Source organism: Stenotrophomonas sp. AS012628, assembly GCF_010608305.1.
Taxonomy (GTDB): domain Bacteria; phylum Pseudomonadota; class Gammaproteobacteria; order Xanthomonadales; family Xanthomonadaceae; genus Stenotrophomonas; species Stenotrophomonas geniculata.
Window position 1 is genome coordinate 109,077 of the sequence record NZ_VMBJ01000006.1, and the last position, 20,799, is coordinate 129,875.

A 20,799-nucleotide genomic window follows, 5' to 3' on the forward strand; every position below is an offset into this window, starting at 1 on the left:
GACCAGGCGGCACCCACGCCGGCAGACAGCCACGCGTTGCTTCACGGTGGGCGGGTGCTGGTCACAGATATGAACGAATAATGAAGATGGCATCAAGTCCACGTACTGGCCACACTCGGCAAAGTCACGTCAACCAGCAGCCTCCCGCGCCCTTCCCCGCCCCACATAGAATGTCCCCATGAGCACCCTGACCTTCCGCGCCGCCACGTCGGCCGACATCCCCGCCCTCATTGCCCTCGTCACCTCGGCCTACCGGGGTGATGCCAGCCGCGTCGGCTGGACCACCGAAGCCGACCTGCTGGACGGCGCCCGCATCGACGCCGAAGGCATCCAGGCCGACCTGGACCGCCCGCGCTCCACCATCCTGCTGGCCGAGCGCGGGGTTCAGCTGGTGGCCTGCGCCCACGTCGCCGATGTCGACGGCAAGGGCTACTTCGGCATGTTCTCGGTCGATCCGGCCCAGCAGGGCGGCGGCGTCGGCAAGCAGCTGATGGACGCCGCCGAAGCGCACGCCGCACGCGAATGGAACGTGCCGGTGATGCAGATGACGGTGATCGACGTGCGCGATGAACTGATCGCCTTCTACGAGCGTCGCGGCTACAGCCGCACCGGCATCAAGAAGCCGTTCCCGTATGGCGACGAGCGTTTCGGTATCCCCAAGCGCGACGACCTGCGCTTCGAGATCCTGGAAAAGCCGCTGGCCGGAGCCGTCGCGTGAGCGATACCTGGACCTTCGTCTGTGCCGGCAACGAGCTGTTGCCGGGCGAAATGAAGAGCGTGTTCGACGAGGTGACAGGCACGCCGATCGTGGTGTTCAACCTCGACGGCGAGCTGTACGCACTGGAAGACCAGTGCACGCATGAAGAGTTCGAACTGTCCTCCGGCGAGTTCAACACGACCGAAGGCAGTGTGGAGTGCGTGCTGCACGGCGCGCGCTTCGACGTGCGTGACGGGCGCGCCCTGTGCGCCCCGGCCTACAGCCCTGTGCCCAAGTTTCCGGTGAAGCGCGAGCACGACGCTGTCTGGACCCGCGACGACCGGGATTGAGGCGGCACTCCGCCCTGAGAGGTCATCCACGGGGCGCCCCGGCAGAGAGCATTCACACCCATGGGGTGGATGTACCGAAAGCCCATGAGGGCCTTCCCAGGCCGTTCCGGGGCCGCCCCAGCGGCCCGCCACGCCCAGTACATGCGAATCATTATCGTTGATGTTATTCTACGTAACATCTTCGTAACGACTCCGCCTCCGCGCCATGGCTTCGCCCGCGCCCACCGCCACGCTGTGCCAGCTTGCCCGTCAAGGGTGGCCGCTGCTTGTGGCCGTGCTGCTGACGCTGCTGCTGGGCTGGTCGGCACTGCACGAAGGACGCGACAACGGCCCTGCTGCCCACGGCTGGCAGGCACAGGCTGAAGATCTGCAGCAGGTCATGCCGATGCCGGCCCCGCCGGCGGACGAGTGCCCGCACCATGCCGCGCCAGCACCGGAGCCGCCGCTGGATGGCGAGGGCACCACGCCCTGTACCGGACTGGCTCCCCCGCGCGCCGTCCTGGTCGCGCATGTTCCGCTGTGGCGTTCCAACGCCCTGCGCTGGCAGCTGCACGATCCCGCACTGCGGTTGAACCCCGGCCACGCACCGCCCGCACCGCACGCCAGCTGAGGCGCCCTGCGGCTTTTGCCGTGCGCCTGTTTACGTTTCCTGCCAGCCGAGCGTCGGCTCGGCTCTACAGATATCGCCTTCTACATGCCGTCGCGCTGCCTGCGCTTCGGCCCGTGCCCTTTTCTGATCCAAGCCACCGCCACCCAGACCATGACCCACATCACGTCCCGCAAGCACGCCCCGCGCGTTTCCCTGCTCGCTACCGCCACCCTGGCCGCCGGCTTCGCACCGCTGGCCGCACAGGCCGCCGACAGCGCCGATGCCAGCTCCCGCAACGCCACCGACCTGGACAAGGTGCAGGTGCGCGGCAGCTGGTTCAATCCGTCCTCGCCGAAGTTCACCGCCGAGCTGCTGGACACCCCGAAGTCGGTGTCGATCGTGTCGGAAAAGCTGATCGCCGAAACCGGTGCGACCAACCTGCAGGATGCGCTGCGCATGGTCCCGGGTATCACCTTCGGTGCCGGCGAAGGCGGCAACCCGACCGGTGACCGCCCCTTCATCCGTGGCTTCGATTCGCAGAGCAACGTCTTCGTCGACGGCCTGCGCGACGTCGGCTCGCAGACCCGCGAGATCTTCGACCTGGAGCAGGTGGAAGTGGTCAAGGGACCGAGTTCGGCCTACGGCGGCCGTGACTCCGGTGGTGGCAGCCTGAACCTGGTGAGCAAGACGCCGAAGCTGAAGAACGAGACCAGCGCCAGCATGGGCATCGGCACCGACAGCTACGCGCGCGGCACCGTGGACGCCAACTACGTGCTGGGCGATGGCATCGCCGCCCGCCTGAACCTGATGAAGCACGCGTCGGACATCGCCGGTCGTGATGCGGCCAATGTCAGCCGCTGGGGCATCGCGCCGTCGATCGCGTTCGGCCTGAACGGCCCGGCGCAGCTGATCGCCAGCCACTACCACATGCAGAGCGATGACCTGCCGGACGCGGGTGGTTTCCCGTACAACAACCCGTTCACCAGCGGCCCGAACGTGGCCAAGAACGGCGACGGCCGCCCGATGGTGCCGGACCGCAACAACTACTACGGCCTGGTCGACCGTGATTTCCAGCGTACCCGCGCCGATATCAGCACCCTGGACGCCAGCTACGATTTCGGCGGCCACAAGCTGCGCAACATCGCGCGCCTGGGCAACACCAGCAACGACTACCTGTGGACCCAGCCGGACGACAGCAAGGGCAACCCGAACAATTACGGCACCTTGTGGCGCCGTACCAACAGCCGCGCCGTCGACGTCAAGAGCTTCGCCGACCAGCTGGGCCTGACCGGCGCCTTCCAGACCGGCGCGCTCAAGCACAGCTACAGCGCGGGCGTGGAGTACAGCGACGAGAAGATGACCCGCGGCAGCTACCTGATGTCGCCGGGCACCGCCAATCCCCTTGAAAACAGCGCCAACAGCACTCGCTGCCAGGTGTCCGGCGCGGCCACCGGCTACAACTGCACCGACTTCAACAATCCGAACCCGAACGATCCGTGGGCGGCCGGTCAGATCGTCTATCGCAGCGACAAGGCGCTGGACGTCGAGCAGCGCACCAAGACCACCTCGGCCTACGTGTTCGACACCATCGAGCTCAATGAGCAGTGGATGATCAACCTCGGCCTGCGCTACGACGACTTCCGTACCACCCTGACCACTCCGGTGGCCGGCAAGGCACCGACCCGCGTGCGCAACAACAACGACTTCCTGAACTACCAGGCCGGCGTCGTGTTCAAGCCGGCCACCAACGGCAGCATCTACCTGTCCTGGGGCACCTCCTCGACCCCGCCGGGCATGGACGGTGGTGACGGTTCGGACGGCCTGAGCGCGGCCGTTGCCGACCTCAAGCCGCAGGACACGAAGAACCTCGAACTGGGCACCAAGTGGGACCTGCTGGACAACCGCCTGAACCTGACTGCTGCGATCTTCCACACCGTGATGAACAACGCGCGCGTGACCGTCGACAACGGCACCAGCCAGAACGCCGGCAAGAAAGAGATCAACGGTTTCGAGCTGGGCTTCAACGGCCAGTTGACCGACGCCTGGAGCCTGTACGGCGGCTACACCTACCTCGATTCCGAGCTGAAGGACAATGGCTTTGTCTGTGGCGCACCGGTGGGCCGCACCTGCCCGTCCAACGTCTACGTGCCGTCGCCGAACAACGGCAACGTGTTCCCGAACACCGCCAAGCACAGCGCCAACCTGTGGACCACCTACCGCTTCCCGATCGGCCTGACCATCGGCGCTGGTGCGTTCTACTCGGACAAGCAGTACGGTGATGTGGCCAACACCAAGTGGATTGCCAGCTACACCCGCTTCGACGCGATGGCCAGCTACGCGATCCAGGACAACATCAGCCTGCAGCTCAACGTGCAGAACCTGACCGACAAGACCTACTTCACCAAGGCCTATGCCTCGCACTACGCGAGCATCGCCCCGGGTCGCTCGGCCACCCTGGCACTGAACGTGAAGTTCTGATGTAACTTCGCTCCACCACGGCGGCAGGCTCTCCTGCCGCCGTTTTTGTTTCCGGCGATACTCACCCCATGGCGACCCTTACCCCCATCGACAGCGACGCCCTGGCCGAACTGCTGCAGCACGACCCGGCAGCCGCGTTCGCACGCGTGCGCGACGCTGCGCAGGCCGGCCAGGTCGAGGCACAACTGCTGCTCGCGCAGATGCACATGGAAGGCAAAGGCACCGCGCAGGACGCCTCGGCGGCACTGCTCTGGTACGAAACCGCCGCCAACAACGGCGCGCCGATGGCGATGAACATGCTTGGCCGCTGCCACGAACTGGGCCAGGGCACCACGGCCAATCCGGCACTGGCCGCAGTGTGGTACCGCCGCGCGGCCGACACCGGGCTGGACTGGGGCCTGTACAACCTGGCCAACCTGCTGGCCACCGGCCGCGGCGTGCCGCTGGACCGCGCGCAGGCGCTGGCGCTGTACACGCGCGCCGCGCACCTGGGCCACGCCAAATCGATGAACCTGCTGGCCCGCCACCTCGAAGACGGACTGGAGATCGAGCGCGATCCGCAGGCGGCGCTGGACTGGTACCAGCGCGCGGCCGAGGCCGGTGATTTCCGCGGCCAGGCCAACTACGCCTCGATCCTGCTGCAGGCCGGCCACGTCGAGCAGGCCGTGCACTGGCTGCGGCTTGCACTGGCCCACGGCAGCCCGGCGTTCATGGCGCACCTCGTGCCGGAACTGGCCGCATCGCCGCATCCACAGGTGCGCGCCCTGGTCGCACCGCCGTCCCTCTGAGGAGTCCCGCATGCTGCTGCACATCCCCGACATTCTCAGCGCCGACCAGGTGGCCGACTTCCGCCGCCGGCTGGATGCCGCCGACTGGACCGATGGCCGCGAGACCGTCGGCCATCTGGGCGCACAGGCCAAGCACAACCAGCAGCTGCCCGAGGCCTCACCGCTGCGCCGCGAACTGGGCGAGATCATCCTCGTCGCACTGGCCCGGCACCCGCTGTTCTTCAGCGCCGCGCTGCCACTGAAGTACCTGCCACCGCGCTTCAATCGCTACAGCGGCGGCGGCACCTATGGTTTCCACGTCGACGGCGCGGTGATGAACCTGGCCAACGGCGAACAGCTGCGTTCGGACATCTCCTGCACCCTGTTCCTCTCGGCGCCGGACGAGTACGAGGGCGGCGAACTGATCATCAGCGACACCTACGGCGAGCATGAAGTGAAGCTGCCGGCGGGCGACCTGATCGTGTATCCGTCCAGCAGCCTGCACCAGGTGCGGCCGGTGACCCGAGGTGCGCGCGTGGCCTCGTTCTTCTGGGTGCAGAGCATGGTCCGCGACGATGTGCAGCGCCGCCTGCTGTGGGAAATGGACGGTTCGATCGAGCGCCTGCGGCAGACCGGCGGCGACGCCGAAGCGGTGCTGCAGCTGACCGGCGTGTACCACAATCTGCTGCGGCGCTGGAGCGAAGTCTGAGCCTTGCCGGGCCGGCCTGCGACATTTTGGCAATCATTCTCATTTGCAACAGCTAACAGCTCTCATTACAATCACGCCCCGTTGATGCCGGCCACTGCCGGCAGACCCCTGGGGACCCCTGCTTGCTGCGCCCGCTTCGCCCTCGCCCACTCATCCATCGCAAGATGGGCACCGCCATGCGCGGCCAGCGTCCTGCGCTGGCCAGCCTGCTGGCGTGGGTGGCGATGCTGGTACTGCTGATGGGTACTCTGCCGCTGCTCCCAGAGGCCCACGCCGGCAACGCCGCGCAGGCAGTGCAGCCGCCGCTGGAAGAGCGTGGCGGCGAAGCCCCGCTGCAGGAAGAAGCCCCGGCCAAGCTGCGTCGCTGTGCTGCCGCGCCGGTGAAATCAGCCGAGAAGGCACACCCGCCGCTGCTGCTGGCCAGCCAGTGGCTGCGTACCGAACGTGAACTCGTACCCGCCACGCCGGCCATGCCCGGTGTGCGCCCGGACTGGCCGCTGGCCGCTCCGGACACGCCCTGGGCCGACGCGCCCGGGCGCCGCCAGCAACGCGGCCAGGCGCCGCCGCTCGCCTGATCCACGGCCCTGCGTGACCGCCCGCGCGGTCGCGTCAGCGCACCGCTGCCTGCTTCATCCCTGCCGCCCCTGACCGGGCCTCCCCGTGCATGCCGCGCCACTCGCGCCTGGCATTGCACCACCCTGCATCCTTCGAGGTTACTGCCATGGCCCAGCGCCATCGTGTCCGTTCGTCCCTGTCCCGTACCCTGCTGACCAGTGCCGTACTGGCGGCCATGACCGCCCCTGCCTTCGCCCACGGTGACGCTTCCGGCGCGCCGCAGACGCTGGACAAGGTGGTGGTCACCGCCTCCGGCTTCGAGCAGAAGGTGGTCGATGCACCGGCCAGCATCAGCGTGGTCAGTCGCGAAGAACTCAGCAAGCGCCCCTACACCAACCTGGTCGACGCGCTGCGCGACGTCGAAGGCATCGATGTCGGCCTGGAAGCCAGCGACAAGAACGGTCGTGCCACCATCTCCATGCGCGGCCTGCCGTCCGAGTACACGCTGGTGCTGATCGACGGCCGCCGCCAGAGCAATGTCGGCCAGCTGTACCCGAACAACTTCGGTGGCGGCCAGTTCGCCTACCTGCCGCCGCTGGACGCGATCGAACGCATCGAAGTGGTGCGCGGCCCGATGTCCACGCTGTACGGCTCGGATGCGATGGGCGGCGTCATCAACATCATCACCCGACGCAACCAGGACAGCTGGCACGGCGCCGTGACCCAGGGCTTCACCGTGCAGCAGGATGACCAGTTCGGTGATGCACGCACCACCGACCTGTACCTCAGCGGCCCGCTGCTGAAGGACCGCCTCAGCCTGGCGGTGCGCGGCAGCTACTACGACGCCAAGGCGTCCAATCCGGAGTGGGATGCACTGACCCTGCCCGACGGCAGCCTGTGGGAGCGCAGCATCGGCTTCGGCGGCGGTGGCAAGTCGGTTGCCAACACCAACTGGAACACCGGCGTACGACTGGACTTCCGCGTCAACGATGATCACGAACTGTGGCTGGACTACGACGTGTCTCGGCAGAAGTACGACAACAGCGAAGGCCAGACCGGCACGCTGGACAGCCTGGCCAGCCTGTGGCGCGTCGGCAACGCGGTCATCCCCAACCCGAACGGCAGCGGCACCGTCACCCGCCGCGTAGTGCAGCCGCGCGTCGGCTACACCGCCTACCAGCGCTACGAGCGCGACCAGCTGTCGTTGACCCACCAGGGCCGTTACAGCTTCGGCACCTGGCAGACCTCGCTGACCCACAGCAAGAGCAGCAACCTCGGCCGCTCGCTGCCGCTGACCCTGGACGAGCGCGCCAACCTGCAGACGCTGTGGAATGACGTCTGCCGCCGCACCGGTGCCGCCAACAACTGTGCGGCCGGCCGCGGCAATGCGCTGACCGCACTCAATCCCAGCGAGATGGCGCGCCTGCAGGCGTTCCTGCCGCGCCCGCTGCGCACCATGGAATTGGAAGGCTACGTGCTCGACACGATGCTCGACCTCGACTTCGGCGCGCACAAGCTGACCGTCGGCGGCCAGTACAACGACACCGACATGATCGATGGCGTGTTCGGCATGGATGGCGCCGGTTACCGCAGCAACACCAAGCAGAAGCACCGCATGTGGGCCCTGTTCGCCGAGGACAACTGGGCGTTGACCGATAGCCTCACCGCCACCTTCGGCCTGCGCTACGACGACCACAACGTGTTCGGCAGCCACGTCAGCCCGCGCGGCTACCTGGTGTGGAACGCCAGCGACGCGTGGACCTTCAAGGGCGGCGTCAGCACCGGCTACAAGACCCCGCGACCGGACCAGCTGTTCCCGGGCATCACCGGCTTCGGTGGCCAGGGCGTGCTGCCGCTGGTGGGTTCGCCGAACCTGAAGCCTGAAACCAGCACCAACTACGAGCTTGCCGCCTACTACGAGGGCCAGCGCTGGGGCTTCAACGTGACCGGCTTCTTCAACAAATTCGAGGACAAGATCGCCAGCGGCGGCACCTTCCCCAACTGCGAAGTGGCCCGCGCCGGCAGCGGCTACTGCGTGGACATCGGCCCAGGCTGGGCAGCACTGGGCTACAGCACCTTCACCCAGAGCGTGAACATCGACAAGGCCGAGACCCGCGGTGCCGAGCTGGCCGGTCATGTCGACCTGCTCGACACCCTGCAGCTGCGCGGCAACTACACCTGGACGAAGAGTGAGCAGACCAGTGGCGCACAGAAGGGGCTGCCGATCAGCGGCACCATGCCGGCAAAACACATGGCCAACGCCAGCCTCAACTGGCAGATCAATGAAGCGGTCAGCCTGTCGCTGATCGGTGAGGGCCGCTACGACCGCTACCGCGACACGCTGCTGGATGCCAGCGGCGCCAGCCACACCCGCTACTACGAGGACTACACGATCTTCCATCTCGGTGGCAGCTGGAAGGCCACGCCCTGGCTGACGGTGAACGCACGGGTCAACAACCTGCTCGACAAGGATTTCGTCTCGCAGTCGTGCCTGTTGATCAGCCAGAGCGAATTCAACTGCGTGGACGACTATGCGACCAAGGACCAGCGCCGCAGCTACTGGATCTCGCTCAACGCGAAGTTCTGATCGCCGCGCACCGCCTTGGTGGGTGCCAACCTTGGTCGGCACCGCTTCATCCACGCATGGCGTGGATCTACCGACCCGCGGTGGCGGTAGTGCCGGCCGCTGGCCGGCAACCGCTAAAGCCCCCTCCGGGATACAGAACGACACGCAATTGCGAGCTATTCTCATCAATGATGTAATGGGCAGTCCCCGTCCGCCCCGAACCGTGCCGTGAGCCGTCCTGCCTCTTCCACCGTGCAGCAGCAACAGAACCGTGGCTTCTGGCTGCGGACGCTGCACCAGTGGCACTGGATCAGCTCGGCGGTGTGCCTGATCGGCATGCTGCTGTTCGCGGTGACCGGCCTGACCCTCAACCATGCCGCGAAGATCGAGGCCAAGCCCGAGGTGCAGAACCAGCATCTGGAGCTGCCGGCCGAACTGCTGGGCCAACTGGGCACCCGCGAAGACGGCAACGCGCCGATCCCGCGCCCGGCGCGGCAATGGCTGGATACGCAGCTGGGCATCGCCATTGGCGGCCGCCCGGCCGAATGGTCGGCCGAAGAGATCTACCTGTCGCTGCCGCGCCCCGGTGGCGATGCCTGGCTGAGCATCGATCGCCAGACCGGCGCGGTGGAATACGAATCAACCTCGCGCGGCGCGGTGTCCTACCTCAACGACCTGCACAAGGGCCGCAATGCCGGCCCGGCGTGGGGCTGGTTCCTGGACCTGTTCGCCGTGGCCTGCCTGGTGTTCTGCATCACCGGCCTGTTCCTGCTGCACCTGCATGCGCGGCAGCGGCGCATGACCTGGCCGCTGGTCGGCCTCGGCCTGATGATCCCGCTGCTGATCGCCCTGCTGCTGATCCACTGACTTTCCTTCGTTCCTGGAGCCGCCCCATGCGCGTCACCCTGACCATCGCCCTCAGCGGCCTGCTGGCCACTTCGCCGGCCTATGCCACCACGCTCGACATCAACGTCGAAGTGCCCAAGCTCAACGTGGCGGAGTACCACCGCCCGTACGTGGCAGTGTGGCTGGAAGGCGCCGACCAGAAGGTCGCGGCCAACCTGTCGGTCTGGTACCAGCAGACCAGCAACAGCGAAGGCCATGGCACCAAGTGGCTGCCCGACCTGCGCCAGTGGTGGCGCAAGAGCGGCCGCACCCTGCAGGTGCCGGTGGACGGCGTGACCGGCCCGACCCGCCCGGCCGGCAAGCACGCGCTGTCGTTCAACGACAAGCAGCCGGCACTGAAGCAGCTGGCCCCGGGCAACTACACCCTGGTGGTGGAAGCGGTGCGCGAAGTCGGCGGCCGTGAACTGCTGAAGATTCCCTTCACCTGGCCGGCCACCGCCGCACAGAACGGCAAGGCGCAGGGCGCCACCGAACTGGGCCAGGTCACCCTCGCCGTCAAACCCTGAGAGGGGACGGAGGGGATCAAGTCGTAGCCCCCTCTTCCTTGCCGCATCACCCGCATCCACTGGAGTCCTCCGCATGAAGCGCACGCTCGTCCTCGCCGCCGCCCTGGCCGCTGCCCTTCCCTTCTCCGCCCTGGCCCACAAGGCCTGGCTGCTGCCCTCGCAGACCGTGATCGCCGGCAACGCGCCGTGGATCACTGTCGACGGTGCGGTCTCCAACGACCTGTTCTATTTCAACCACGTGCCGCTGCGCCTGGAATCGCTGGTGATCACCGCGCCGGACGGCAGCACCGTGCAGCCGCAGAACGCCTCCACCGGCAAGTACCGCAGCGTGTTCGACATCGAACTGAAGCAGCCGGGCACCTACCGCATCGCCTCGGTCAACGACGGCCTGTTCGCCACCTACGAGCAGAACGGCGAGCGCAAGCGCTGGCGCGGCAGCGTCGCCACCTTCGGCGAACTGCCCAAGGACGCAAAGAAGCTGGAAGTGAGCCAGTCGGTCGGCCGCGTGGAGACCTTCGTCACCAACGGTGCGCCGAACGACACCGCGCTGAAGCCCACCAACCGTGGCATCGAGCTGGTCGCCGTCGGCCACCCGAACGACCTGTTCGCCGGCGAGGAAGCCACCTTCCGCGTGCTGGTCGACGGCAAGCCGGCCACCGGCCTGGAATTCGAGATCGTGCGTGGCGCCACCCGCTACCGCAACGCGCAGGACGAACTGAAGGTCACCAGCGATGCCAAGGGCGAGATCAAGGTGACCTGGCCGGAAGCTGGCATGTACTGGCTGGAAACCGGCACCGAGGACAACAAGACCTCGGTGAAGCAGGCCGCCAAGCGCCGCCTGAGCTACGTGGCCACGCTGGAAGTGCTGCCGCAGTAATGACGTGGACCGCGATGCCGGGCAGCCCCGGCATCGCATCTGCAGCACACCACCATGACCGATCCCCTGCTCGACATCGCCCGCCTCGGTGGCACCACCATGGGCACCACCTGGAGCGTGTCGCTGGTCGCGCCGCGCCAGCGCGACCTGCACCCGCTGCATGCCGGCATCCAGGCGCGGCTGGACGAGGTGGTCGCGCAGATGAGCACCTGGGAGCCCGGCTCGGACCTGAGCCGCTACAACCGCGCCAACGCTGGCCAATGGTGCGCGCTGCCGGCTGAGACCCGCCAGGTGCTGGCCTGCGCACAGGCCATCGCCGCCGCCAGCGATGGTGCATTCGATCCCACCGTCGGCCCGTTGGTGGCACTGTGGGGTTTCGGTGCACATGCCGGCGAACGCCGCCAACCCGATGCCGCCACCGTGCAGGCCACGCGCGAGCGCTGCGGTTGGCAGCGCCTGCAATGGCGCAGCGATGCGCTGCTGCAACCGGGCGGACTGGAACTGGATCTGTCGGCGATCGCCAAGGGGTTCGGCGTCGATCACGTGGCCGCCTGGCTGCGCGATCAGGGCATCGCCGCTGCACTGATCGAGGTCGGTGGCGAACTGGCCGGCTACGGCCGAAAACCGGACGGCCAGCCGTGGCGCGTGCTGGTGGAGTCCGCACCGGAAGAAGACGCGCACACCGAAACACCACCGCGGGTGCTGGCACTGGAGGACAAGGCGGTGGCCACCTCCGGTGATCGCTGGCACCAGTACCAGGCCGATGGCCAGGCCTTCAGCCATAGTCTCGACCCGCGCACCGGTATGCCGGTACGCCAGGTCGCCGCAGCGGTCACCGTGGTCGCCGACGATGCCATGCACGCCGATGCCTGGGCCACCGCACTGACCGTGCTCGGCCACGAACAGGGCATGGCGCTGGCCGAACGCGAAGGCCTGGCCGTGCGTTACCTGCAACGGGCCGCCGTAGGCCCCCGCGAATTCCTCAGCAGCGCCTTCCAGCGCCTGCTCGACGAGCAGGACGCATGAGCGCACGTCCATCGCGCGCGTGGCTCGGCAACGCACTGGCTCTGTTCCTGTTGGCAGTGATCGGCTGGGCGCTGCTGCGGCTGCATCTGGGTGAAGCCTGGTGGCAGGGCGCGCCGCCGGCACGGCGAACGCAGATTGCGATCATCGCCACCGCGCTGTATGCGCTGGCCTGCGCCGCACTGTGGTGGCGTGGGCGACCGCGCGACGATGCTGCCTGTGGCGACGTCGCACCGATCCTGATGGTCTGGTCCAGCCAGACCGGTTTTGCCCGCGAACTGGCCGAACGCAGTGCCGAGGCATTGCGCGGTGCCGGCGTGCCGGTGCGTGTGCGCGGCCTGCATGAGGTCGACGCCACGCTGCTGGCCGACAGCCAGCGTGCATTGTTCATCGCCAGCACCACTGGCGAAGGCGACCCACCCGATCATGCGCTGCCGTTCCTGCGCGGCGTGATGACCTCACCGCCTGCGCTGCAGCACCTGCAGTACGGCGTGCTCGCACTGGGCGACCGCAGTTACGGCCACTTCTGCGGATTCGGCCACCAGCTCGACCAGTGGCTGCGCCAGCACGGTGCGCATCCGCTGTTCGATGCGATCGAGGTCGACAACGCCGATCCGGCCGCGCTGCGCCATTGGCAGCAGTTGCTGGGCCAGCTCGGCGGCGGCGCCAGCGAACTGCCCGACTGGAGCCCGGCCGAGTACCAGCCGTGGACGCTGCTGCAACGTGAGCATCTGAACCCGGGCAGCCCCGGCGGCCCCGTGTATTGGTTGCGCCTGCAGCCCCCGGCCGATGCAGATGCGCAGTGGCAGGCCGGTGACATCGCCGAGATCGGCCCGCAGCACGCACCGCACACCGTGCGTGCCTGGCTGGACGCGCAACGCTTCGATGCGGATACCGTGCTGGATGACGGGCAGACGTTGCTGGCACGCGTCGCGCGCTCGCACCTGCCCTCATTGGTTCCCCCGGGTGATCTGCCCGCATTGCTGGCGACCCTGCAACCGCTGCCCCATCGCGAGTACTCGATTGCCTCGGTGATGGCCGACGGTGCGGTCGAGCTGCTGCTGCGCCGACAGCTGCGCGCGGACGGCACGCCTGGCATCGGCAGCGGCTGGCTGTGCGACCACGCGGCCATCGGCGAACCGGTGCAGCTGCGCCTGCGCCGCAACGACAATTTCCATGGCGTCCCCTTCGATGTACCGCTGCTGCTGATCGGCAACGGCACCGGCATCGCCGGCCTGCGCGCACATCTGCACGAACGTGCCCAGCGTGGCGCGCGCCGTACCTGGCTGCTGTTCGGTGAGCGCACCGCCGCGCACGACTTCCACTTCGGTGAAGAACTGCAGGCAATGCTGGCCGACGGCTCACTGGCACGGTTGGATGCCGTGTTCAGCCGCGACGGCGGCGCGCATCGCTATGTGCAGGACCGGCTGCTGGCCGAAGCGGCAACGCTGCGGCAGTGGGTGGATGAAGGCGCCACGATCCTGGTCTGCGGCAGCCTGCAGGGCATGGCCCCGGCGGTGGATGCGGTGATCGAACAGGTGCTGGGTGTTGCGGGCAAGGAAGCGCTGTTGCTGGCCGGTCGTTACCGGCGCGACGTGTATTGAGGTTGCCGCATCCACGCATGGCGTGGATCTACTGCGCGGCGTGTCCAGGCATGGCAACTACACCCCAGTAGATCCACGCCATGCGTGGATTGAGCCACCGGCGCCCAGGAATCATCCCGCTGCTGCACTGACCCGTATCGCCAACAACTCGCCACCGCCCTGCAACGCGTGCCGCTGACGTTCGCCGGCCGCCAACCACGCGGTATCGCCGGCCCGTAGCGCGGGCAGGCCGCTGTCGGCACCGAACTCTGCCTGACCGGACAGCAGATGCAGCGCCCAGGCCACGCCCGGTTCGCAGAAGAAGAACATCGCGCCCACCAGCGGCCGGTGCAGCAGTTCGGCCTGCAGCAGCTCGCGCTTCCACATCAGGTTGAAATCGTGGGTGGTGCCATCGACCAGTTCACCGTGCAGCGTTTCCTCGCCGGCAAAGCGCACCCGCCCGTGTGGCGGCAGCACTTCCACCACACGTCCATCGTCGAAGCGCAGGCGCACGCCATTGCCCTGCAGCAACACCAGCTCGCGCTCAACGCCGGGAAACGCGGAGAACGCGGCGTCCTGCTCGATCTCGGCCACCGACAGGCGCAGCGCCCAGTCATCCCCCTGCGCAGGCAGGCGCAGGATCTCGCGGGTCCAGCCAAGTCCATTCCGCCAGCGTTCGCGGCGGTAGTCCAGGCGGGAGATCACCTGGCTCGGAGTGTGCAGCAGGGAGTCGATGTTCATCCGCGCATTGCATCATGCCGCGCGCCGTCGTGCATCACCGCGTGGCGAGCGTGCCCTGGCCACCGCACCCGCCGGCCAGCAGCTGCGAGTGCTTCAGCCAATCCTGGTCGGGGTAGTAAGCAAACACCATCGTGCCACCACGCAACGCATCGATCAGCGGCTTGGCCACCGACAGCCGCACCGCCGGGCAACCCAGGCTGCGTCCCAGCCGCCCCTGCAGCTGCGCGGTAGCCGGGTTCACGTACGGCGCACCATGGATGACGATCGCTCGGTCACGCGCGCGGTCATTGAAGCCCGGTTCCAGGCCGGCCAGGCGCAGCGAATATCCATTGCCGCCCATGTAGGTCTCCTGCGCGGTGAACGCGCCGAGACTGGACATGAAACTGCCGTCGCGGTTGGAGAAGTGCTCGGTGCGGTTCTCGCCGCTGTTGCGGCCATGCGCCACCCATTCCTCGAACAACAGGCGCTGATGGGCCAGGTCGAACACCCACAGCCGCGGCTCGGTGGACGGGCGCGAGTAATCGATCACGCTGAGGCGATCACCATTGATGCCCAGTTCCGGCCGCTGCAACGCACAGCGCATGGCGTGCGCCGCCAGCTGCAGCACGTGGCGGTCGGCCTTGGGCGCACTGCGCGACAGCAGGGCAGCCAGATCATCGGCAGAGGTGGCGAGGGCGGGCGTCTGTGCCAGCGCCGGGGCGCTGGCCGAGGTCGCCAGCAGGCCGAACGCGGCCAGCCGGCACAGGCGGGATGCAGTCATGGGCACAACGAGGGGACTCAGTTGCCCTTGAGGGTGGACCCTGGCGGCTCGGATTCCAAGACCGGCTGCATTCCGGATTCAGCCGGGCTTGGGCGGACCGCCGGCAGCGAGGTGACCAGCAGGGTCGTGCCCGGCACCAGCACCTGGTACAGCTGGCGAGCGAAATCGGTCGGCAGCGCCATCGGCAGCGAGGGCGTGGCCAGCAGGTCCGGCGTGGCCTGGGCCCGGTCCTGGCCCAGCAACGGATAGGCCGTCCACTGGTGCAGCCGCTGGTTCACGTCCAGCGGGCTGGGGGTATCGCTGTAACCCTGCCCCATCACGAACAGCGTGGTGCCCTGGAAGGCCGGCAGGGCGTCGGCCTTCAGCGGCGATTCGCCAATCATCACGCCGTCGCGCAGCACGTACAGGCGCTGGTCGTGCAGGCTGACCAGGATGCCGACCTGCCCGGCCGGCGCCGCGGCGTCGTCCCACCAGGCCTGTGCCGGGGCTCCGCCCTCGGTCTCCGGCAGGGCCTGGCCGCGCGCGTTCACCGGCGCCAGCACCGACGGATAGGCCAGGGTCATCGGCGAGCTCTTGGCATCGGCCACGACCACGGTATCGCCGCGCTGGGTTTCACTGAACAGCTTCTGCGCGAAGGCCTGCGGCAGGCGCACGCAGCCGTGCGAGGCCGGATGCCCGGGCAGGCTGCCGCCATGCAGGGCGATGCCGTCCCAGGTCAGCCGCTGCATGTACGGCATCGGCGCGCTGTTGTACAGGTTGGACTTGTGGTCCTTGTCCTTCTGCAGGATGGTGAACACACCGGTCGGCGTCTCGTGCCCGGCCTTGCCCGAGCTGATCGTGGTCAGGCCGATGGCGATACCGTTGCGGTAGACATAGGCGCGCTGCTCATCAAGGCTGACCACCAGCACGATCGGGCCGGTCGGCGAGATTTCCGGATGCCACAGGTATTCGCCCGGCTTGAGGTCGGTCGGCCCGCGTACCTCGGCGGTGGCGGCTGCGGGCTTGGCAGCCGGTGTCGTCGCAGCGGCATGGGCCAGCAGCGGCAGGGCCAGTGCAAGGGCGAGCATCAGGGTCGTGGGGCGGTGCGGAAGCATCCAGCGGGGGTCCTTTCCATGCAGAGCGGCCACCGTACACCATCGGCCCGTGGTGGCCGCGGCAAAACCAGGCGCCGGAAATGAAACTGCCCGGCGACACAGCCATGTGTCGTACCGGGCAATCGTTACGTCCTTGTCGGCCTGCTGCCGCCCCCTCGCATCCTGCGCTGTGGGGGTAGCGTTGCATCCTGCACGCGGCCGCGTCTGTCCTGTTTGTATCTCAGCCCCTTCCACAGGTCTGTGATGCCACCATCCTGGTGATTGGTGCCGCGTCCTGCGGCGGTCGGTGGTCACGGCCTTCCTGTCCGTGACCGGTGAACCAGCCTCCTGCCGGTTCCGACGATTCCTGCTGTCAGCGCCTCGGTACGGTTCGCACCGGTACCGATCCGGGTACCGGATCCGCCGGCAACAACCTGTTGCCTACGGTGATCCGCTGTCGATTCCGTTCGACGATTGCTTTCCCTATCCCCTTCACCTGCGCCAGGTCCTCGACGCGATGAAACGGGCCGTGTCTGCGCCGGTGCTCGACGATCGCCTCGGCCTTGGCGGCTCCGACCATCGTCAATCCCTGCTGCAGCGCCTGGGCATCGGCGCGGTTGATGTCGATCGGTTCGGCGGCATGCGCCCCAGCGATCCACACGACCAGCACCAGTGCCCTCAACACGACACTCCAAGGCACGACGTGTATCTCCTTGTGGTTCTGACCGTCCCGACCGGCAATCCCGTCGGTAGGAACAGTGTCCGTCACCACATGCACACAGCCTATCGGTTTCCTGGATTTCTAAAAGCCAGCCAAATACCCGACGTGATGTAGGAAAAACCCTACCCACGGCACAGGCGTAGAATGTCGCGATCACAGCCCATGCAATCGGAGTTTCAGATGGACAGCGCCAAGCTCGGCCAATTCGTCAATGACAAGTGGGACAGCGAGATCGTCCCGCAGTTGGTCGACTACATCCGCATTCCCAACAAGTCGCCGATGTTCGACGCCAATTGGGTGCAGAACGGCTACATGGAACAGGCGGTCACGCTGATGGAGAACTGGGCCAAGGCCCAGCAGCTGCCCGGCCTGAAGGTTGAAGTGGTGCGCCTGGAAGGCCGTACCCCGCTGATCTTCCTGGAAATTCCGGCTACCGGCGCCGAAACCGGCGACGACACCATCCTGCTCTACGGCCACCTGGACAAGCAGCCGGAAATGACCGGCTGGGACGACGACCTCGGCCCGTGGACCCCGGTCCTGCGCGGCGACAAGCTGTATGGCCGCGGCGGCGCCGACGACGGTTACGCCATCTTCGGCTCGCTGGCCGCCGTACTGGCGCTGCAGGCCCAGGGCCTGCCGCACGCCCGCTGCGTGGTGCTGATCGAAGCCTGTGAAGAATCGGGCAGCTACGACCTGCCAGCCTACGTCGACCACCTGGCCGACCGCATCGGCAAGCCGTCGCTGGTGGTCTGCCTGGATTCGGGCTGCGCCAACTACGACCAGCTGTGGTGCACCACCTCGCTGCGCGGCCTGACCGGCGGCAACTTCACCGTGAAGGTGCTCAACGAAGGCGTGCATTCCGGCGATGCCTCCGGCGTGGTGCCGTCCAGCTTCCGCCTGCTGCGCCAGCTGCTGTCGCGCATCGAGGACCAGGACACCGGCCGCATCCTGATCGACGGCATGAACGTTGAAATTCCGGCCGAGCGCCAGGAACAGGCCAAGCGCGCCGCCGAAGTGGTCGATACCGAAATCTTCGAGAAGTTCCCGATGGTCGACGGCCTGCGTCCGATGAACGAGGACCTGACCGAGCTGGTGCTCAATCGCACCTGGCGCCCGGCGCTGTCGGTCACCGGCGTCGGTGGCATGCCGGCATTGGAATCGGCCGGCAACGTGCTGCGCCCGCAGACCTCGGTGAAGCTGTCGCTGCGCCTGCCGCCGACCGCCGATGGCAAGACCTGCGGTGAGCTGCTGAAGGAAGCGCTGCTGCGCGATCCGCCGAACGGCGCGCAGGTCACCCTGGATCTGGAAAAGGCCTCCACCGGCTGGAACGCCCCGGCCATGGCGCCGTGGCTGACCCAGGCCATCGACGACGCCAGCCAGGCCTTCTTCGGCAAGCCGGCGATGTACATGGGCGAAGGCGGCTCGATCCCGTTCATGGGCATGCTGGGTGAGAAGTTCCCGGGCGCCCAGTTCATGATCACCGGCGTGCTTGGCCCGCACTCCAACGCGCACGGCCCGAACGAGTTCCTGCACATCCCGATGGGCAAGAAGGTCACCGCCTGCGTGTCCAAGGTGATCAGCGAGCACTACGCCGCCAGCCTGCGCGGCGAGACCAGCGGTTCGCCGGTGGCTGCCGACAGCGGCACCCGCCACGGCGACCACGGCTGCTGCTGATTACGCCACACCGTGACGGACGCAGTCTGGCCTTGCTAGGCTGCGTCCACCCTTGCTGGAAATCGCGCGCATGAATGGTCTGTTCGGCAGCAGCAGCTGGCTCTACATCATCCTGGTCGGCTTCTTCGTCGGCCTGCTCGGGCGTTTCTTCATGCCCGGCAACAACCGCATGGGCTGCCTGCTGACCATCGTGCTGGGCATCCTCGGTGCGCTGCTGGCCGGCTGGTTTGGCCAGTACATGGGCTGGTACGCCCCCGGTGAGCCGGCCGGTTTCCTCGGTGCGGTGGTGGGCGCGGTGGCCGTGCTGGCCGTCCTGCGCCTGTTCAGCGGCCGCCGCTGAGCGCGCATCCCCTTCCCTTCCTGTTCCCGACGTTGGCGCGCCCGGCGCGCCCGGATATGCCTGCATGACCGAACCCGCCTCCGACCCCCAGCGCAGCGCGCAGCGCCTGCGGTGGGCCCGTACCCAGCTCGATGATGCCAGCGCGGTGGTCGAACGCGCCTCGGTCGATGCCGGCATGCGCAGCTACTGGCGCACCACCAGCACCGGTGGCAGCCACATCGTGATGGATGCCCCGCCGGGGCTGGAAGATCCGCGGCCGTGGCTGCGCATGCGCGGCCTGCTGCACGACAACGGCCTGCGTGTGCCCGCGCTGCTGGCACAGGATCTGGAGGGCGGCTTCCTGCTGCTGGAAGACCTCGGCGGCCCGACCCTGGCGAAGATCCTCGACGAGCGCAACGCTGACGAATGGTTCGGCCGTTCGATCGAACAGCTGCTGCGCCTGCAGGCGATTCCGGTGCCGGCCGACTTCGGCCAGTTCGGCGAAGCGCTGCTGCAGCGTGATGCCGGCCTGTTCTACGAATGGTTCCTGCAGCGCCACCTGAACCTGGAGCTGGACTGCGGCGAGATCGAAGGGCTGCAGCTGGTGCATCGCCGCCTGATGGACAACGCGCTGGGCCAGGCCCAGCTGATGACCCACCGCGACTACATGCCGCGCAACCTGATGCCGGTCGACGACGGCCCAGCGGTACTGGATTTCCAGGACCTGGTGCGCGGCCCGATCGCCTACGACGCGGTAAGCCTGTTCAAGGACGCCTTCCTGAGCTGGCCGCTGCAGCGTGTAGACGAATGGCTGGCGCAGTACCACGAGCGTGCGCGCGGTGCCGGCCTGCCGGTGCCCGACCGCGCCACCTTCCTGCGCGATGCCGACTGGATGGGCATCCAGCGCCACGTGAAGATCCTCGGCCTGTTCTGCCGCCTGCGTTACCGCGACAACAAGGGCCATTACCTCGACGACGCGCCGCGCTTCATCGGCTATCTGGATGAAGTGCTGCCACGCTATCGCGAACTGGCGCCGCTGCAGCAGTTGCTGGACGACCGCATCAAGCCAGCACTGGCCGAGTTGGCCGCACCGCTGCGCGTGGCCCGATGAAGGCGCTGGTCTTTGCCGCTGGCCTCGGCGAGCGCATGCGCCCGCTGACCCTGCACACGCCCAAGCCGCTGCTGGAAGTGGCTGGCAAGCCGCTGATCGTCTGGCACCTGGAACGCCTGGCCGCGCTTGGCGTGCGCGAGGTGGTGATCAACACCGCATGGCTGGCCGAGCAGTTCCCGACGATGCTGGGCGATGGCAGCCAATGGGGCCTGCGCCTGCATTTCATGTACGAAGGGCAGACCCCGCTGGAAACCGGCGGCGGCATCCTCAACGCGCTGCCGGTGCTGGGCGACGCCCCGTTCCTGGTGGTGAACGGTGACATCTGGACTGACTTCGATTTCGCCACGCTGCCCCGCGAGCCACAGGGCCAGGCGCACCTGGTGCTGGTCGACAACCCGGCGCAACACCCCGAAGGTGACTACCGCCTCGATGCGCAGGGGCTGCTGCATCACGACCGCGAAGGACCGTGCCTGACCTATGCCGGCATCGGCGTGTATCGCCCCTCCATCGTGGCCGGCTGGCGCACGGTGATCGGCGATGCGCCGGGTAGCGAGCGTGTTCCGCCGAAGTTCTCGGTGGTGCCGCTGCAGAAGCATTTCATGGCGCAGGGGTTGATGACGGGGCAGCACCATCGCGGGCGTTGGACCGATGTGGGTACCGTGGATCGCCTGCGCGCGCTGGATGTTGAGTTGGCGGCGAACGGCTGAGCCCCTCGTGGTTGGTCGCGTAGAGCGGATCGCGTGTTTGGCCGGGCGGGTGGGCCATGCAGGGGACGCTGCAAGTACGTCCCTGTA

General features: G+C 67.5%; 21 protein-coding genes. 17 read left to right on the forward strand and 4 right to left on the reverse strand.

What is annotated here, in order from left to right:
* Window positions 1–178 precede the first annotated feature (178 nt).
* The 13 genes from G5A07_RS05070 (at window position 179) to G5A07_RS05130 (ending at window position 13,627) form a co-directional block, all read left to right on the forward strand.
* On the forward strand, window positions 179–718 hold the full coding sequence (locus G5A07_RS05070) for a GNAT family N-acetyltransferase (RefSeq protein WP_049455558.1): 540 nt from the start codon (window positions 179–181) through the stop codon (window positions 716–718).
* Window positions 715–1,047 carry a non-heme iron oxygenase ferredoxin subunit gene (locus tag G5A07_RS05075; RefSeq protein ID WP_049455557.1) on the forward strand — a complete coding sequence of 111 codons (333 nt, stop codon included), beginning with the start codon at window positions 715–717 and terminating at the stop codon, window positions 1,045–1,047. The genes G5A07_RS05070 and G5A07_RS05075 overlap by 4 nt, the downstream gene beginning before the upstream one ends.
* 205 nt (window positions 1,048–1,252) lie before the next feature.
* Window positions 1,253–1,657, forward strand: coding sequence for a hypothetical protein (locus G5A07_RS05080; protein ID WP_004147497.1), 405 nt, complete (start codon window positions 1,253–1,255; stop codon window positions 1,655–1,657).
* Between the two features lie 150 nt (window positions 1,658–1,807).
* Window positions 1,808–4,114: a TonB-dependent receptor gene (locus G5A07_RS05085; RefSeq protein ID WP_191862957.1), complete on the forward strand. Its 2,307-nt coding sequence runs from the start codon at window positions 1,808–1,810 to the stop codon at window positions 4,112–4,114.
* Window positions 4,115–4,182: 68 nt separating this feature from the next.
* On the forward strand, window positions 4,183–4,902 hold the full coding sequence (locus G5A07_RS05090; protein WP_019336500.1) for a tetratricopeptide repeat protein: 720 nt from the start codon (window positions 4,183–4,185) through the stop codon (window positions 4,900–4,902).
* A gap of 10 nt (window positions 4,903–4,912) precedes the next feature.
* Window positions 4,913–5,590 carry a Fe2+-dependent dioxygenase gene (locus G5A07_RS05095; RefSeq protein WP_019336499.1) on the forward strand — a complete coding sequence of 226 codons (678 nt, stop codon included), beginning with the start codon at window positions 4,913–4,915 and terminating at the stop codon, window positions 5,588–5,590.
* Window positions 5,591–5,754: 164 nt separating this feature from the next.
* Window positions 5,755–6,165: a hypothetical protein gene (locus tag G5A07_RS05100; RefSeq protein WP_049413405.1), complete on the forward strand. Its 411-nt coding sequence runs from the start codon at window positions 5,755–5,757 to the stop codon at window positions 6,163–6,165.
* A gap of 146 nt (window positions 6,166–6,311) precedes the next feature.
* Window positions 6,312–8,732 carry a TonB-dependent receptor gene (locus tag G5A07_RS05105; protein WP_191862958.1) on the forward strand — a complete coding sequence of 807 codons (2,421 nt, stop codon included), beginning with the start codon at window positions 6,312–6,314 and terminating at the stop codon, window positions 8,730–8,732.
* A 207-nt stretch (window positions 8,733–8,939) separates the two neighbouring features.
* Window positions 8,940–9,578, forward strand: a complete 639-nt coding sequence (locus G5A07_RS05110) for a PepSY-associated TM helix domain-containing protein (RefSeq protein WP_010483588.1) — start codon at window positions 8,940–8,942, stop codon at window positions 9,576–9,578.
* A 26-nt stretch (window positions 9,579–9,604) separates the two neighbouring features.
* A complete protein-coding gene (locus G5A07_RS05115) occupies window positions 9,605–10,123 on the forward strand; it encodes a DUF2271 domain-containing protein (protein ID WP_004147429.1) in 519 nt (172 codons plus the stop codon).
* Between the two features lie 73 nt (window positions 10,124–10,196).
* Window positions 10,197–11,000, forward strand: a complete 804-nt coding sequence (locus G5A07_RS05120) for a DUF4198 domain-containing protein (protein ID WP_010483590.1) — start codon at window positions 10,197–10,199, stop codon at window positions 10,998–11,000.
* A gap of 54 nt (window positions 11,001–11,054) precedes the next feature.
* A complete protein-coding gene (locus tag G5A07_RS05125; RefSeq protein ID WP_191862959.1) occupies window positions 11,055–12,026 on the forward strand; it encodes an FAD:protein FMN transferase in 972 nt (323 codons plus the stop codon).
* On the forward strand, window positions 12,023–13,627 hold the full coding sequence (locus G5A07_RS05130; protein WP_191862960.1) for a sulfite reductase subunit alpha: 1,605 nt from the start codon (window positions 12,023–12,025) through the stop codon (window positions 13,625–13,627). The genes G5A07_RS05125 and G5A07_RS05130 overlap by 4 nt, the downstream gene beginning before the upstream one ends.
* 111 nt (window positions 13,628–13,738) lie before the next feature.
* On the opposite strand, the gene G5A07_RS05135 is transcribed toward G5A07_RS05130, so the two are convergent.
* The 4 genes from G5A07_RS05135 to G5A07_RS05150 form a co-directional block, all read right to left on the reverse strand.
* Complete coding sequence (locus G5A07_RS05135; RefSeq protein ID WP_191862961.1) at window positions 13,739–14,347, reverse strand: HutD family protein; 609 nt, start codon at window positions 14,345–14,347, stop codon at window positions 13,739–13,741.
* Between the two features lie 34 nt (window positions 14,348–14,381).
* Window positions 14,382–15,107: a murein L,D-transpeptidase catalytic domain family protein gene (locus G5A07_RS05140; RefSeq protein ID WP_010483599.1), complete on the reverse strand. Its 726-nt coding sequence runs from the start codon at window positions 15,105–15,107 to the stop codon at window positions 14,382–14,384.
* 17 nt (window positions 15,108–15,124) lie between these two features.
* A complete protein-coding gene (locus G5A07_RS05145) occupies window positions 15,125–16,201 on the reverse strand; it encodes a L,D-transpeptidase (protein ID WP_010483602.1) in 1,077 nt (358 codons plus the stop codon).
* A gap of 352 nt (window positions 16,202–16,553) precedes the next feature.
* The gene (locus G5A07_RS05150; protein WP_032955193.1) at window positions 16,554–16,880 is read right to left on the reverse strand and encodes a helix-hairpin-helix domain-containing protein; all 327 of its coding nucleotides are present in this window, start codon (window positions 16,878–16,880) and stop codon (window positions 16,554–16,556) included.
* A 201-nt stretch (window positions 16,881–17,081) separates the two neighbouring features.
* On the opposite strand from G5A07_RS05150, the gene G5A07_RS05155 reads away from it, so the two are divergent.
* The 4 genes from G5A07_RS05155 to murU all read left to right on the forward strand — a co-directional run bounded on the left by G5A07_RS05155 (window position 17,082) and on the right by murU (window position 20,712).
* Complete coding sequence (locus G5A07_RS05155) at window positions 17,082–18,575, forward strand: M20 family metallopeptidase (RefSeq protein WP_010483606.1); 1,494 nt, start codon at window positions 17,082–17,084, stop codon at window positions 18,573–18,575.
* 70 nt (window positions 18,576–18,645) lie between these two features.
* Window positions 18,646–18,915, forward strand: a complete 270-nt coding sequence (locus G5A07_RS05160) for a GlsB/YeaQ/YmgE family stress response membrane protein (protein WP_010483608.1) — start codon at window positions 18,646–18,648, stop codon at window positions 18,913–18,915.
* Between the two features lie 64 nt (window positions 18,916–18,979).
* Complete coding sequence (locus tag G5A07_RS05165) at window positions 18,980–20,005, forward strand: phosphotransferase (protein ID WP_191862962.1); 1,026 nt, start codon at window positions 18,980–18,982, stop codon at window positions 20,003–20,005.
* The gene (gene murU / locus G5A07_RS05170) at window positions 20,002–20,712 is read left to right on the forward strand and encodes an N-acetylmuramate alpha-1-phosphate uridylyltransferase MurU (protein ID WP_049480166.1); all 711 of its coding nucleotides are present in this window, start codon (window positions 20,002–20,004) and stop codon (window positions 20,710–20,712) included. The genes G5A07_RS05165 and murU overlap by 4 nt, the downstream gene beginning before the upstream one ends.
* Window positions 20,713–20,799 lie beyond the last annotated feature (87 nt).